This is a genomic window from Mycobacterium fragae (genome assembly GCF_002102185.1).
Taxonomy (GTDB): Bacteria; Actinomycetota; Actinomycetes; order Mycobacteriales; family Mycobacteriaceae; genus Mycobacterium; species Mycobacterium fragae.
Genome location: NZ_LQOW01000031.1, coordinates 173,057 through 186,515, shown reverse-complemented (window position 1 = coordinate 186,515; position 13,459 = coordinate 173,057). Strand labels below are relative to the sequence as shown.

12 protein-coding genes and 1 riboswitch are annotated in these 13,459 nt (G+C 60.7%); of the genes, 4 read left to right on the top strand and 8 right to left on the bottom strand.

Annotated features, from left to right (window positions below; translation table 11 throughout):
* Positions 1 to 6: 6 nt before the first annotated feature.
* From AWC06_RS19320 to AWC06_RS23830, 3 genes are all read right to left on the bottom strand, one after another.
* Positions 7 to 879, bottom strand: a complete 873-nt coding sequence (locus tag AWC06_RS19320; RefSeq protein ID WP_085199606.1) for a DUF2637 domain-containing protein — start codon at positions 877 to 879, stop codon at positions 7 to 9.
* Complete coding sequence (locus AWC06_RS19315) at positions 876 to 1,106, bottom strand: helix-turn-helix domain-containing protein (RefSeq protein WP_085200055.1); 231 nt, start codon at positions 1,104 to 1,106, stop codon at positions 876 to 878. Before AWC06_RS19315 ends, AWC06_RS19320 begins: the two co-directional genes overlap by 4 nt.
* 85 nt (positions 1,107 to 1,191) lie before the next feature.
* Entirely contained in the window at positions 1,192 to 3,024 is a 1,833-nt protein-coding gene (locus AWC06_RS23830) for a serine/threonine-protein kinase PknH/PknJ (protein WP_169715381.1), read from the bottom strand.
* A gap of 267 nt (positions 3,025 to 3,291) precedes the next feature.
* Between AWC06_RS23830 and AWC06_RS19305 the strand changes: the two genes are divergently transcribed.
* Genes AWC06_RS19305 through AWC06_RS19295 form a run of 3 tightly spaced genes read left to right on the top strand, consistent with a single transcriptional unit; the run spans position 3,292 to position 5,893 of the window.
* Positions 3,292 to 3,633 carry a WXG100 family type VII secretion target gene (locus AWC06_RS19305; protein ID WP_085200054.1) on the top strand — a complete coding sequence of 114 codons (342 nt, stop codon included), beginning with the start codon at positions 3,292 to 3,294 and terminating at the stop codon, positions 3,631 to 3,633.
* Positions 3,630 to 5,273 (top strand): alpha/beta hydrolase, encoded by a 1,644-nt coding sequence (locus AWC06_RS19300; protein ID WP_139820133.1) that lies wholly within the window; start codon positions 3,630 to 3,632, stop codon positions 5,271 to 5,273. The genes AWC06_RS19305 and AWC06_RS19300 overlap by 4 nt, the downstream gene beginning before the upstream one ends.
* Positions 5,270 to 5,893, top strand: coding sequence for a hypothetical protein (locus AWC06_RS19295; protein WP_085199604.1), 624 nt, complete (start codon positions 5,270 to 5,272; stop codon positions 5,891 to 5,893). The genes AWC06_RS19300 and AWC06_RS19295 overlap by 4 nt, the downstream gene beginning before the upstream one ends.
* A gap of 48 nt (positions 5,894 to 5,941) precedes the next feature.
* Here the strand turns inward: AWC06_RS19295 and AWC06_RS19290 are convergent, their stop codons facing one another.
* On the bottom strand, positions 5,942 to 6,328 hold the full coding sequence (locus tag AWC06_RS19290; RefSeq protein WP_085199603.1) for a hypothetical protein: 387 nt from the start codon (positions 6,326 to 6,328) through the stop codon (positions 5,942 to 5,944).
* A gap of 32 nt (positions 6,329 to 6,360) precedes the next feature.
* On the bottom strand, positions 6,361 to 6,885 hold the full coding sequence (locus tag AWC06_RS19285; RefSeq protein WP_085199602.1) for a hypothetical protein: 525 nt from the start codon (positions 6,883 to 6,885) through the stop codon (positions 6,361 to 6,363).
* A 79-nt stretch (positions 6,886 to 6,964) separates the two neighbouring features.
* Positions 6,965 to 7,074, bottom strand: a riboswitch (SAM riboswitch).
* A 45-nt stretch (positions 7,075 to 7,119) separates the two neighbouring features.
* Here AWC06_RS19285 and AWC06_RS19280 point away from each other — a divergent pair.
* Positions 7,120 to 7,995, top strand: coding sequence for a DUF4238 domain-containing protein (locus tag AWC06_RS19280; RefSeq protein WP_085199601.1), 876 nt, complete (start codon positions 7,120 to 7,122; stop codon positions 7,993 to 7,995).
* Between the two features lie 146 nt (positions 7,996 to 8,141).
* On the opposite strand, the gene AWC06_RS19275 is transcribed toward AWC06_RS19280, so the two are convergent.
* Genes AWC06_RS19275 through AWC06_RS19265 form a run of 3 tightly spaced genes read right to left on the bottom strand, consistent with a single transcriptional unit; the run spans position 8,142 to position 13,433 of the window.
* Positions 8,142 to 11,246: a type I restriction endonuclease subunit R gene (locus tag AWC06_RS19275; protein ID WP_085199600.1), complete on the bottom strand. Its 3,105-nt coding sequence runs from the start codon at positions 11,244 to 11,246 to the stop codon at positions 8,142 to 8,144.
* A gap of 4 nt (positions 11,247 to 11,250) precedes the next feature.
* Positions 11,251 to 12,153: a GIY-YIG nuclease family protein gene (locus AWC06_RS19270; RefSeq protein ID WP_085199599.1), complete on the bottom strand. Its 903-nt coding sequence runs from the start codon at positions 12,151 to 12,153 to the stop codon at positions 11,251 to 11,253.
* A gap of 2 nt (positions 12,154 to 12,155) precedes the next feature.
* The gene (locus tag AWC06_RS19265; protein ID WP_169715380.1) at positions 12,156 to 13,433 is read right to left on the bottom strand and encodes a restriction endonuclease subunit S; all 1,278 of its coding nucleotides are present in this window, start codon (positions 13,431 to 13,433) and stop codon (positions 12,156 to 12,158) included.
* Positions 13,434 to 13,459 lie beyond the last annotated feature (26 nt).

The following is a 13,459-nucleotide window of genomic DNA, read 5'->3' as shown; positions in this document are numbered from 1 at the left end:
TGACCCTCAGCCGACCGCCGCGAGCTGCCGCTGCTGACGCTCGGCGGCGGCCGTCACGATCCTCTGTGCGGTCCGATAGTTAATGCCCAACGCCTTGGCCGCAGCATTTATCGACGCGCCATTACGGTGTGCTTCCAGTACTGCGTTCACAGTCTCGACGGGTTGCGTCGTCACCCCCGATGCAATCAGCTCCGACGCAAGGTCTGCATCGCGATGTGCAATTTCTGCATCGCCCCTTGCGCCCTCGGTTTGCGCTGAGCCATGCGCTGTCTGTGTCGAGCCGGATTGCAGCAATGCAGAGGCCGGTACCCGCTCGGCCTGTCCCCGCTGTGCCTGGGCGCCGGTCGTAGCGGGTGGGACCTCGGGTTTTGCACGCCGTGCCAAAGTCTGCGGCAACCGTTGCACCACCGAGGGTTGTGTATTGGAGCAGGCGGTCACGGTGCGGGCGCGGCGTGCCGGTTTGTCCCCGAGTGCAACGAGCATCATTGTGCCGACGGCCACCGCCGTGTCGACGAGTGCGGGGAAGATGCAAGCAATTTCCGAGCTATATCCAATGGCTTGCATCAGATCGCGCACCGCCAGGAAGCTCACGGCGAATGCGCCCAGACCGATGGCGGCAACAGCAGCGACCGCCCAGCGGTAAACCGTGCCGGAGGCTCCCGCACGCACGGCGAGGGCGATACCGTGCACTGCCGCCAGGAGAGCAATCGGAGGTACGGCGGCGGCACCGATCTGGACGACGACGTATGGGATGTAGGGCAGCACCGCGTGTGCGATATTGCCGATGAGGCTGACCGTGGTGGCGCCGATCAGGAGGCCCCAGAAGAACCGGACAGCACGGCGGTGGTTCCTATGGGTGGTCTCGGTCTGGGTGGTCATCGCGCTCTCTTCCGGCCCGTGAGGTCGTACGTCATGGTCTGTTCGCCTACCTCGACGACGATCTGCGCGTCTACACCGAGCGCCGAGAGGTAGGCACTCAGAGTCGACAGCAACATGTCGGATTGACGCTCGATCCGGCTGATCTGCCCCTGAGTCGTACCCAGTGCGTCGGCCAGTTGCACCTGGGTCATGCCAGCGGCGCTACGGATGGACGACAAGTCGATCACCACCTGAATTATAACTTCGGTGCTGTATATCTTCAACGCTATGTTCCAGGCATGGCAGCTGGCCCAAGCCAGAGCCTCTAAAGGTTTATGGCACCACGTTGTCGAGCATCGCTTTGGCGACCTTCTCAGCGTCAGGGACCACCCACACGAGGTCTGGCGAAGCCGGTGCTGAAGTCACATCAGGAGCTTCGCAGGTCCGAACTTCAACGACGACGTTCTCTCGCACACCCATTGCCAGTTGGCACGCATCCGCTCCATTAGTTGGACCCATATTGTTTGTGGATGCCATGCCTAGCGTGATCATGTCGCCTTGGCCGACGACGCGACCGAGGATGTATCCCGCGCCGCTTTCGTAGCCGAAGGTCGCACTAACTTTCAGACTTCCACAGGCTTTCCACTTACTTTCCGAGGAGATGAGAAACTGTCGAGCATCTTCCGCGGACGACAGGACTGCCGCGGTTTGCTGAAGAAGGTGTGGTGTACCGGCATTCACCCCATACGGAACACCGAAAGTCTGGGTCTTAATCGCTGTGGGGTCAGCGCTGCCGTAGACGTCGTGCTCGCCCGTGAAAACCACTCCGACGCACGATGGTGGTGTTACTTGATGCGAATGATCCGACATCCCATACGACGAGGAATTCAGACCAAGTCCACCGGGCCCGCCCACAGATGGGTTGTCAGAGAAGTTTGCGGTGAGCAGTTTAGAGAGTTCATCAGAGGTCAGCAGGACCTGGTCGATCGCCTTCGGCGAGAACAACTTTGGCGGTGGTGGCGTAATGGCAGTCGGGGTTATTCGCGGTGGAGCGCTGGGTGCCGCGGGGGTCAACGGCTCGGATGGGGGCGTGGAGCTCGATGGTGCTTGCCGCTCCCAGGGGCGCCAGGCGACTAGGAACCCTCCAATGAGGAGCGGCACGGCCACCACGGCAGCGGCAACCCAAGCCCAACGCTTCCTTCCAGAAAATGTCTCGGATTTGCGCCGGGTGTCGGCATGACGCTGTTCCTGAGCGGCGGCCGGGCGAGCGGCCTGGGTGCTCGCCAAGATGGTTTCGACCTGGTCTTGATCCGAGGTGGCCAATAGATGCTGCGCTGCAGCGGCTAACTGCCCGGCACTGGCGTAGCGCTCGTCGGGATTTTTAGCCATCCCGCGACCAATGACGTCATCGAACCCGGGTGGGATCTGAGGCCGATGCTGGCTAGGGCGTGGGATCGGCGCCGTCAGATGCGCGGTGATGAGCGCGGGCAAATCGCCGATGGCATAGGGCGGCGACCCAGTCAAACATTCATAAAACACGCAGGCTAGCGAGTAGATGTCGGCGCGGTGGCTCACCTCGGCCTTGCTGAGCCGCTCCGGAGCCATGTAGGCAAACGTCCCGATCGTTGTGCCGGAACTGGTCAGCTTTGCGTCTGTAGCCGCGTTAGCCAGCCCGAAATCCACCAGGCAAGCGAAGTCATCACCAGTGAGCAAGATGTTGGCAGGCTTAACGTCACGGTGAATCATTTGGTCGGCGTGCGCGGCGTCCAGAGCCGAGGCGATCTGGCGCACAATTGCCACCGCCCGCGCCGGAGTCAACGGCCCATGCTCGGCCAGCACGTTCTGGAGATCGGTGCCCTTGATAAGGCGCATGTCAATGTAGAGCTGCCCCTCGATCTCTCCACACTTGTGGATGGGCACGACATGGGGCTCATGCAGGCGCCCAGCAGCATGCGCCTCGCGGTACAGCCGCTCCCTAAAAACCTGGTTGTGCGAGTAGGGGGCCGCCAACAGCTTTACCGCCACCAAGCGGTCCATCACAGTGTCTTCGGCCTCATACACCTCGCCGAACCCGCCCCTGCCCAGCAGCCGCTTCAGCCGATAGGGCCCGAACCGGGATCCTGGACGCAAACCCGACGCGGTATCGCTTGTCGTCGGTTCGTCCACCAACCATCACCCCCAGCCGCTCAACCGTGCAACTCCATCCGGCCACCAAGTATGCGGTGCCCCAAACCACACGGATGAGCAATTTCGATACTCACGGCAAGGCCTGCACCCGACAGATCAACGCGCAACTTGCCGCCCGCCGGTCACGGTGCCAGCGAGATCATCGTCGACTCTTAGCACCAGCCGGGTCCTCGCGGTCGGTGACTTGCGCCAACCCTTCAGGGCTGTTATGGCATAGTCAGCATTTCTTCCGGCGAGGTGGTGGACGTGGGGCTTGGAGAAAAATTCCAGATTGACCTAGAGGCATTGGCGCACTCAGTGGCGCAGGTGTCTGGACAGGGTGAGGATCTGGCCGGTGCCCATTTGTCGTCGGACAACCGGATAGCTGCGGCCCAATCCGGCTGGGTGGGCAGCTCTGCGGCGGCGATCAACACCAAGATGGCGGCCTGGTTGGAAACCTCGCGCAGGTTGCTGACCCGGGTGGGCGAGCACGCTCTGGACATGAACAACGACGGGATCGACTTCTCGGCGATGGAGCGCGACAACGCGGAGAGATTGCGTGCGCTGCAGCCCGGCGCCGATGGGGCAGCAGGTTCCCTACACCGGTGACATTGACGGTGGCCGACATTGACCGGTGGAGCTCCGAGGCGGTGCGTGAAGTGTTCCACGCGGCCAACGCACGCGGGCAGGCCACCTTGGAGGCCTCTCGTCAGCTGAGCTCCTTAGCGGTGTTCGATACCTGGGAAGGTGCAACCGCCGAGGCCAGAAAGCACACCAATGCCTCGATCCGCCAAGACCTCGATGCCCACGGCAACGAGTCACTGGCGGTGGCGCGGGCGGCAAGCAAAGCCGCGGACGACATCGAGCATGTGCAGTCCGAACTGCGTACCTTGCGCGCCGATGCCACCGAGTTGCACATGACGATCGACCCACTGACCAACCAAGTCGTGCCGAGTTCGACATTCAAAGGTCCACCGATGGAAGCCCTCATCGCCGAGATGCAGCTGCAACCGCGGCTGGATGCGATCCTGGCCGAAGCCAACACGGTTGACACGGAGCTGGCGACCGCGATCAACATGGCCGACGGTGACGCGCCGATTCCCGCTGCGCCGCACGATAATCGACCAGAGATCCAAGATGCGCTGTCAAGGCCGCTGCCCGAGGATCCGAAACAGTTCACTGACCTGTGGAATCAGCTCACCCCGGAAGAAAAGGACTGGCTCTACAGTCGAGACCACGACATCGGCAACCACTATGGAATGCCCTGGGACCCGCCGGATCATTTGGGCAAGGACCATTACAATCGGCTGCGCCTGCCCGAGCTTGAGCGACAAACCCAAGCCGATATCGACCGGATGCAACACAGCCTCGATGAGATGATGCGCGGCCACAACGCCGACGACGGCGCAATCTACGCCCTGCAGACTCAACTGGCCGCCGCCAAAAACCACTTGCAGGGCTACAAAGACGTCGAAGCGACAATAAATTCCACGAACGGCCCGAAGCGCTACCTGGGCCAGCTCGACGAATTTGGGCATGGCGCAATCGCTATCGGCAACCCCGACACCGCAAAACGCAATGCGATCCTGGTGCCTGGCACTGGGCAAGACTTAACGACTATCAGTGGCGCTGACAACAAAGCGTTGGCGATGTACAACGCCACGCTGCGAGCCGATCCCAGCCTCAAGCCCGGCGACGTGGTGGTGACCACGTGGATGGGCTACGACCGACCGATGGGACTCGACCACGCGGACTTTCCGAATTTGGCACAGGCGGGCGCGGCTAACCTTGATGCGTTCGAAGCCGGCCAGCGCGCCTCACACGTCGGAGCGCCATCCATTGACACCGTGATCGGCCACAGCTATGGCTCTACGGTGGTGGGCGCGGCAGCCTCCGGTGGGCACCACCTCGACGCCAACAACGTGATCGCCGTCGGCAGCCCCGGCATGCTCGTCGACCACGCCGGGGATTTACGCCTCGATCCGGGCGGGCATGTCTACGCTATGCGGGCGCAAAACGACATTATCGGGGCCGCCGGAGCGGCGACTCAGTGGACGCTCGGTCCGGAACCCGACAAACCTGACTTCGGCGCGATTCGGCTCGAGGCTGCTCCCGGACCCGGGTTGCCGCTTGGGCTTCCCAGCGTCGACGCTCACAGCAGCTATTGGTTTCCGGGGAACAAGGCCTTGCTCAACATGGGGGCGATCATCGCGGGCCAGCCACCGCCCTACATCATCGGAAACCGATGAGCCAGGTCGTCATGGTGCGAGCCGGTGCCGCCGCCCTGCTGGTGGCGGCGCTAACCGCCGGGTGCGCTCACCACAGCCCACTCGGCCCGCCCATTCCCACCGGCGCAACGATTCTTGGAGGACCAAACATGACATCGACCCCGCCGCCCCCGCCAGGCTGGACACAGCGGCCTGTGGTCCCGGCCAGCCAGCAGCAGGCCCAGGACACACTGCTCGGCTACCTCAAGAAAACTCTGCGGGCGCTGCCGCCGGAAACCACCCTGGACGCCACCCGATACAGCGGCGGCACCAATACGCCTCCCTGCAAAGACGTGGACACCGGCATTCCGCCCGTGTCGTTTTCGACGATCGGTGAACTGAAACTTCCGCCCGGCGTTCACCCGGACGCCATCATCGCCAAGGTCGGCGACATCTGGAAAAGCTGGGGCTGGTATGTCATGGAGCGCGACGGCTTCTATAAACCCAACCGGTTCGGGTACGCACCTGACGGCTACAGCTTGCAGATCATGGCGTCGCCGCAACCGGGATACCCACCAACCCTCGAAGGCGTATCCGCCTGTTTCCCCGGCAATCTGCCGAACAACCGCAGCCCCTTCCCGATGGTCGTCACCGCGAACTGAAGTAATGCCTCGCACCGAGCACACTCCGATGGGGTAGTTCCCATCGAGTTATCTGCGGCGCCGAACCCCAGGCCTCCCAAGGACATACCGGGGGTCGACCCGTAAGGGTGGGATGTGACTGTGGTCGATCTTGTGCAGGGCGGCATTGCGCTGCTCCTGCTCGGCCTGGATCTCGGCGATGTCCGGCTGCAGTTCACGTCGCTTGCTCAGATGTGCGAACTTCTGCCTGATCTGCACGGGCGTCAGGATGCGCCAGACGGCGGTCCAGACGACATCCGGGTCGCACTTGCACTCCCACCGCTCAGGGTTTTCCCTAATGGGGGCGGCGTAGGGCTCGTGACTCTGCTCACGGTGGTGGGCAATCCACTGCTCGCGGTAACGGACTATCCGCTGCTCGCGGTAACGGACTATCCGCTGCTCGTATCGCATCGCCACTCGCCCGCTCCCTTTGCGCATCGCCGACGAACTCAGCCCTCATCTCCCTGGGGGTAGGCGGTGGTGGGACCGCCACCGAACTCCTCCGCGAGTTTCCTCAGCAGCGCCCGTTCGTGAGTGGTCGGGGTGTCGGTCCCTACCAAGTACCCCGACTGCGGCTCCCCGGTCTCGCCATCGGGTATGGCATCTAGGTCGGCGAGCCAATGCTCTGGGACCGTGCACCCGTGGTTCTCCCGCATCGCCCGCTCGATGAACTCCCTGGTGGTCTCGGTCGGTCGCCGACGTGTTGGCGGTACGCAGGGCTCGACCCTGTCCAGCGCGGCGAGGTTGAACAAGCCGCTCGAAATCACGTCCAATACGTGATACTTCGGTTTCCATTCGGCGCGGCCGCCGAAGCAGATCGCCGAACGGAGGTGGTCTGGGTGGTGATACCACAGCGTCAGTCTCAGGTCACCGCCTTCGATTTCGACGTGTCCATCGTCATGAACGGCAACCACTTTCACTTTGATGATCGGCTGCCCGTCCTCGTGCGATTTCTTCCTCTGGATCCAGTGCATCAGGTGGCCTGGACCATACGATCCGCAGGAACGATTCCGAGGCATTGCAGAACTCCCGAAAGATCAAGCCTCCGCTCGGGAGGCGCTCTTGCCGACACCGTTTGGTGTCCGCCGCTTCGTCACCCGGACCACCCATGAGCATGGGGCTGGTGTGCGCCGAGCCGGGGCTTAGTGGCGTATCTCGTGAAGCATCTCAATTGTATTGCTGGACGGCGCCCCGGTTACCCTGATCTGATGGCTCAGATCGCGCGTGGCCATCACACGGTGCCCCGGTTCTACTTAGACCGCTTCGCCAACGATGGTCACCAGATCGGAGTACTGCGGCTTCCGGGCGACATCCGATATCGTCAATCCACCCGAGATGTGTCGGTAGTAAGAGACTTTTACAACATCGATAACCGCGCCGATCCAAACGCTGTAGAGAACCTAATCGCTGAGATCGAAGGCGAAGCAGCTGCGGTCTTCCGTAAGGTGTTGGACGACCACCAGTGGCCCCTCGACAACAATGATCGGTCGATCCTTGCGACCTTCTTCGGGCTGCAGAGGGTCCGCGCCCCCCACCAGCGCCAGGTATTCACTGAAATCGCCGAGGTGATCGCCAGCGTATTAAGTCCTACGGGCGACACCGATGCTGGCACCGGCAAGGCTGATCAGACCAACGAGATCAAACACGCACACATCAGCTCGATGGTCGACGTAATGGCCTACGCGCCGTTCTACTTTGGCCGTTCCTGGGTGTTGATCCGGTTCAGCCGCAAGCGATTACTCACCGGCGACGCGCCGGTGAGCCTGTTACCTAATCCCGCGAAGCCAGAAGCGGCGGTTGGGATCGGCAACGCCTGGGCCATTCTTTTCCCGATGTCTCGCACCACCGGATTAACGATGTTCCAAATCATGGCGGGTGAAAAGCAAATCGACACCACTGCTGACGGGTCGACATACCTAGCCGGGGTGTTCAACGACGCGACCATCAACAACACCCGAGAGCGCATTTTCTATCACCCCGATGACGTATCCATGATTCCATCTGAGCTGCCCGTGCCGAGAGCCGTCGAGATTTCGACAGACCATCCCGAAGCAAAGCCGGACGATGGCGGTGGGGCCAAATAATTCGGAACTCCGATGGATGTCTACCGGCGGCGAGGCCCCTTGCGGGTAATCGCAATCGCCTTATCATCGAGGGTAGTTGGGTTCGGTCCGCTGATCTTCGCCACGCGGCTAGTGGGCGAGTGTGGCGTAACCCCGCCGTACGACGGCTACCCCGCCGACTTCAACTCCTCGTAGATCAACGGCACCAGCTCTCCCAACAGCTTCTGTTTCAGCTCGGGGTTGCTGAGGATCTGCGCTGAGAGATCCTCCGAGGAATTCATCGTGCCGATCACCGCCGACACGAACTCGTCGTGCAGATCCGGGCTTGCCGAGAACTGAGGCAACGAGTTGTTTTGCGCCTGTTGCTGCAGGGTCTCGCTCTCCTCTAGCCGGTCTTTGATGTGGGTAACGACGTTGCGCACACTCGAATCCGGGTGATCACCAGAGAACAGGTCGTTGATCTGGGCGATGACGTCATCCAGAGCCACCATTTCTGGATCGTGAACAGAGCCGGTACCGGGTTCCTTGGCGGGCTGTAGCGGAACATCGCCGGTGAGCTTCCCAGAGGTGGTCTCCTGTTTGTGCTGGGCAATGTAATCGAAATCGACTGTTGACAGGTCAATTTCGTGATTGAGCTGGCTCTCAGCGATCACCGGGGCGAGGTGACGCAGGTAGATGGACAGCTTCTCCAGCGAGATGTCGTCGTAGTTCACGATCTGGGAGAGGAAATCGTACTGGCGTAGGAAAGTGCCGACGTCCTTGCGGAACAGATGGACCTCTTCCAGAGCGAGGTTGTCATCTCGCTCAACGGCCTGAAGTTCCCGGTCGCGAAAGCGATCCCGGGCAGGTGTCACCCACTTCGTGAGTGCCTCGTGGCCTTTGTGGGCAAGGTAGTCATCGACAAGCCCGTTGATCTCAGACTCTTGGTAGATGCCAGCGGCGTCAAGCTTGTTCATCGTCTCATGCACGATGTTGGGGTCTGTCACGTCAGCCAGCGTGGTGGCCTCGTAGTACGGCTCGAATGCCTCGACAACGTCCTCGGCGGTGTTGGCGAAGTCCAGTACGAAGGTCTGGTCCTTGCCCGGAGCCACCCGGTTGAGCCGGGACAGGGTTTGTACCGCTGCGACCCCGGAAAGGCGTTTGTCGACGTACATGGCCACCAACAGCGGCTGGTCGAACCCTGTCTGAAATTTGTTGGCCACCAACATGACGTTGTACTCGTTGGTGCCGAAGGCATCTCGGAGATCCCGGCCCTTCAGACCCGGATTCATCGAGTTTTCGGTTGCATTCTCAACGGCAGATTCGAGATCGGTTACCTCACCGGAGAACGCCACCAGGGCTGCGACATCGGTATAACTTTGTTCGGCAATGTACTTATCAAAGGCAAGCTTGTAACGCACGGCAGCTTTGCGCGATGACGTCACCACCATAGCTTTGGCCTTGCCATCGAGACGCCACGCCACATTCTCGCGGAAGTGCTCGATGATGATCTGCACCTTCTGAGAGATGTTCGTGGGATGCAACTTGACCCAGTTCATTATCGACTTGATCGCGGCACTCTTATCAACCAGCTCACCCTTAGTATCGCCGGAGACCTCAACTGTCCCGGTCTCCGCGGTCTCTGTGGTCTCGTAGATCTGCCCATTGTGGGTAAGTCGGAATGCTGTCTTATAGGGCGTGTAGTTGCGCAGCACATCGAGGATGAAGCCCTCTTCGATGGCCTGTTGCATGGAGTACAGGTGGAACGGCTGGGGTAGCCCATCGATGCCTTTGTGCCCGAACAGTTCCAGGGTCTTGGCCTTCGGCGTGGCGGTGAAGGCGAAGAAGGACAGGTTCTTCGACTCGGCCCGGGCGGCCATCTCTGCCGCCAACACGTCTTGGGCATCCACCGTGCCGCCGTCATCGAGATCTGCGAGCTCGGTGGGCGTCAGGGCCGCCTTAAGTCGTTTGGAGGCTTCGCCTGCCTGAGATGAGTGGGCCTCGTCCGCGATGATCGCAAAGTTCTTCCCCTTCAGGTCGGCCTGCGTGCGAATCAGCTCAAGTGCGAACGGGAAGGTCTGGATGGTGACAATAATGATCTTCGTCCCGCCCTTGAGGGCGTCGGCCAGCTCCTGCGACTTTGCGCCACCTAGTCCGGCGATGTGGGCGACAACGCCTGGGGTGCGGTCGATCTGGCGGATCGCCTCCTGCAACTGGGCGTCCAGCACGTTGCGGTCGGTAATTACGATGACCGAGTCGAACACCGGCTTATCGGTGTTGTCGTGCAATACCGATAGCCGATGCGTCAGCCACGAGATGCTGTTGGTTTTTCCCGAGCCTGCTGAGTGCTGAATCAGGTACCGGTGTCCCGGCCCGTCGGTGCGGGCTGCCTCGACAAGCTGGGTGACGGCCTCCCACTGGTGAAAGCGCGGAAACAGCATGGTCTGCTTGCGGATCTTCTTGTCCGAGATGGGATCGACATACTCGTCCACCTGCAGGTGCATAAAGCGCCCGAGGATGTCAAGCCAGATATCGCGCTGCAGGACCGTCTGCCACAGATAGGACGTCGGCGAGCCGCTCGGGCTCGATGGGTTCCCGGCGTGGCCGTGATTACCCCGGTTGAAGGGGAGAAAGACGGTGTCCTTCCCCGCCAGCTTGGTGGTCATTTGCACCTCGCTGTTGGAGACGGCGAAGTGAACCAGTGCCCTGGATCCAAATTGCAAGAGTGGCTCGCCCTTCGGATGCCGGTGGTGCTTGTACTGCAGCACCGCATCGGTGATGTTCTGGGTGAAGTCGGTCTTTAACTCGGCAGTCGCGACTGGGATTCCGTTGACGAAGAACACCAAATCGATGCTGTTGCTGTTCTGAGTCGAGTAGTAGACCTGGCGCATAACCCGTAGCCGGACGGCGCCGTATCTCGTGGCGGTGGTCTCGTTCAGAGATGTATTAGGCCGGAATTGGCACATCTGGAACTGGGCGTTGAAGTCCTTGAACCCTCGTCGTAGCACCGACAACGTGCCACCATTCGTCTTCGGATCGGCGCCCAGCACTTTCACCAATGGATTTAGAACTCCGTGCTGCGCCTTGGCCAGCGCCTCACCCATCAAGCCTGGCTTGACCCGCTTCGCCAACTGGTCGGGTTGCGTCTCCGCCAACCACCCGAACACATCCTCCGGGAACAGCGCCAACTCCCGGTCGTAACCTGCGTCCGTCGGCGAATACAGCCAACCATGGGCTTCGAGGTACTGACAGATCTCAACTTCGAAGGAGAACTCGTGATGCTGCTGCGCCATGCGTCTAACCTTCGACAGCGGTGGCGCCGGTCGACAGTGCCAGTTGTTCCAAGTCGTTGATGGACAACCCTTTCGCGTTGCGCCAGTGATTGCGACCGTTCGTCTTGCGACCGATAAGCACACACCCAGCTGCCGACGGGCTGCTGAACAAGTGATCTTTCTGGAACACCAGTTCCTGATCACTCATGGTGATGACCTCGTCGCCCTCAAGCATGTCGCGCTGCTTGCCAATCCTGGCCGGAGCAGAGGGCATGAGACCCGGACGTCCTCGTGATCCAGCCAACACAAGCAGGCCCTCTGAGGTCAGGTAGCCTTTCGCGTTACATCCGGTTTCCCGGAAGAACAGCATCTCGGAATCTCCAGCAGCAGAACTTGTTTGCCCCAGTGCCTGCGGCGATCCGGCCTTCACCGATTCCAATACCGGTGCACCGAGGGTGGCCAACAGGACCGCCACCGTGTCGATAAATTCCTGGCAGTCGGCCTCTAGTGGCTCTGGTGTGAACGGATTCGAGGCCTGGTTGCTGTTGATCAGCACATAGCGCCCGGCTGTCGTCGCCCGCGCCACAGATAACCACTCCAAATAGGCGGCGTGAGTAGCGGTCCACTCGTTGGTCAGCGACACCGCCACCATGGCCCTGGTCCAGAAATCCTTCTGACCGGTGTGTTGCTTAAGCCGACCACCAACGTTTCCGGATTGGCCTATGTAGCACTGGGGCATCTCGTCGTCGTTGGACCCGAACAAGTAGTACACGCCAACCTGACCAGCCTCGGGCCGCTTCAAAAACTCGGCCAGTAGGGAACGAGGCACCTCAAATACCCGAACCGTCCGCGTAGTCAAGCTGGCGACCCGCAGTCCGGCCGGATCACCCGACGGCAGATAGATCTGAATTGTCTGCGCCCTACCCATACCTACGCCACAGCTTCCCGGGCATCGATCTTGCCCGTTATCGCGTCGGTGATCAGAGCAGAGCGATACTCTTTGAGGGCTTCGATGACCTTGTTGGACTTGGCAATTAGCTTGTCGATTTTGTTGGTGCGATCGGCAAGGAAACGGACGATTTCAGCCTGCTCGTCGAGCGGCGGCAGTGCAAGCGCGATATTTCGGAAGTCTGCCATCGCGAGGTTTTGCATGCTGGAGCTGGCGCCCACGCACAGGGCAGCAATCTGCGATCGATACCGTTCCGTCTGCGCCCAGTAGTAAATGAACCGCGCTAGCGCGCCACCAAACCGCACCTGCCATAGCTTGTCGGACAGGTAAATGTTTTTGAGATCGCTTGTTACATATCCGACAGACCCTACCAAGAGCGGTGTATTTGCGCGGTTCACGATGAGTGAGTCCGCTCGAACTGGGCATGTGACGCGACCGATTTCGTCGTCATCAACAACAGCCTTGTTCTCAGCGCAGTTGAACCACCCAGCGGAGACGCAGCTGGTCTTGAGGACGCCGATCGCCTCAGGCTCGGCAGGCCAGGGAGCAGCGTTGACGCTCGTCCCCGCCTCCACCGATCGGATGACATTCTTGATGCGAAGTGCGGTCCACTGGCACGGAATCTCGCCAAGCCACTCAACACCAGAATCCACCATCGCTACATCAGGATCGAGACCTTTGGTGACGGCGTGGCTGATAGTCGCGGTGCGGTCCTCGCGCAAGGTGGCGATAAGCTGTTCCTGTTTACCGATCAGCGCATCGATCTTCTCCGTCTCATGGTCGAGGAATCCGGCGATTGCCCATTGCTCGTCCGTCCTCGGTAGCGGCAGGCGTATCGCACCGAGCTTCTCGGCAGTCAAGTGCGGCATCGTCGAAACACTGCAGAGGACGTCGATGAAGCCCCTCTCGCGAGCGATTTGTAGTAGGTACTTCGTGTACGTGCCGCAATTGCCGTTCTTTGGCCTCAGTCGGTTGATCGAGTTCTGAAACCCCCAGCCAGGTAAGTCTTCTGGGACAATGTCGCAGCGACCGTACCCACCCATCCCACCTTCAACCACGACAACATCGCCCTTCTTGAGAGTCAACGCGCTGGCCTCGTCTCTCGTAAACCACATTTTTTTGGGGTCATCGAGCGTAAAGCCCGTCGGTGGGATATGTGCTGCGCGTAGGTAGGGAAGAAGGACATCACCAGGATCTCCGGCCTCTGTTCGCAGCATTTTGCCAAGGGTCACCTGATGAGTGTGCTTGACTTCGGCCACGCGCCAGGATGATGGGATAGCGCCAA

Coding starts and splice junctions, on each gene's coding strand:
- AWC06_RS19320 (WP_085199606.1), bottom strand. CDS start 879: ATGACCACCCAGACCGAGACCACCCATAGGAACCACCGCCGTGCTGTC.
- AWC06_RS19295 (WP_085199604.1), top strand. CDS start 5,270: ATGAGCCAGGTCGTCATGGTGCGAGCCGGTGCCGCCGCCCTGCTGGTG.
- AWC06_RS19285 (WP_085199602.1), bottom strand. CDS start 6,885: ATGCACTGGATCCAGAGGAAGAAATCGCACGAGGACGGGCAGCCGATC.
- AWC06_RS19280 (WP_085199601.1), top strand. CDS start 7,120: ATGGCTCAGATCGCGCGTGGCCATCACACGGTGCCCCGGTTCTACTTA.
- AWC06_RS19275 (WP_085199600.1), bottom strand. CDS start 11,246: ATGGCGCAGCAGCATCACGAGTTCTCCTTCGAAGTTGAGATCTGTCAG.
- AWC06_RS19270 (WP_085199599.1), bottom strand. CDS start 12,153: ATGGGTAGGGCGCAGACAATTCAGATCTATCTGCCGTCGGGTGATCCG.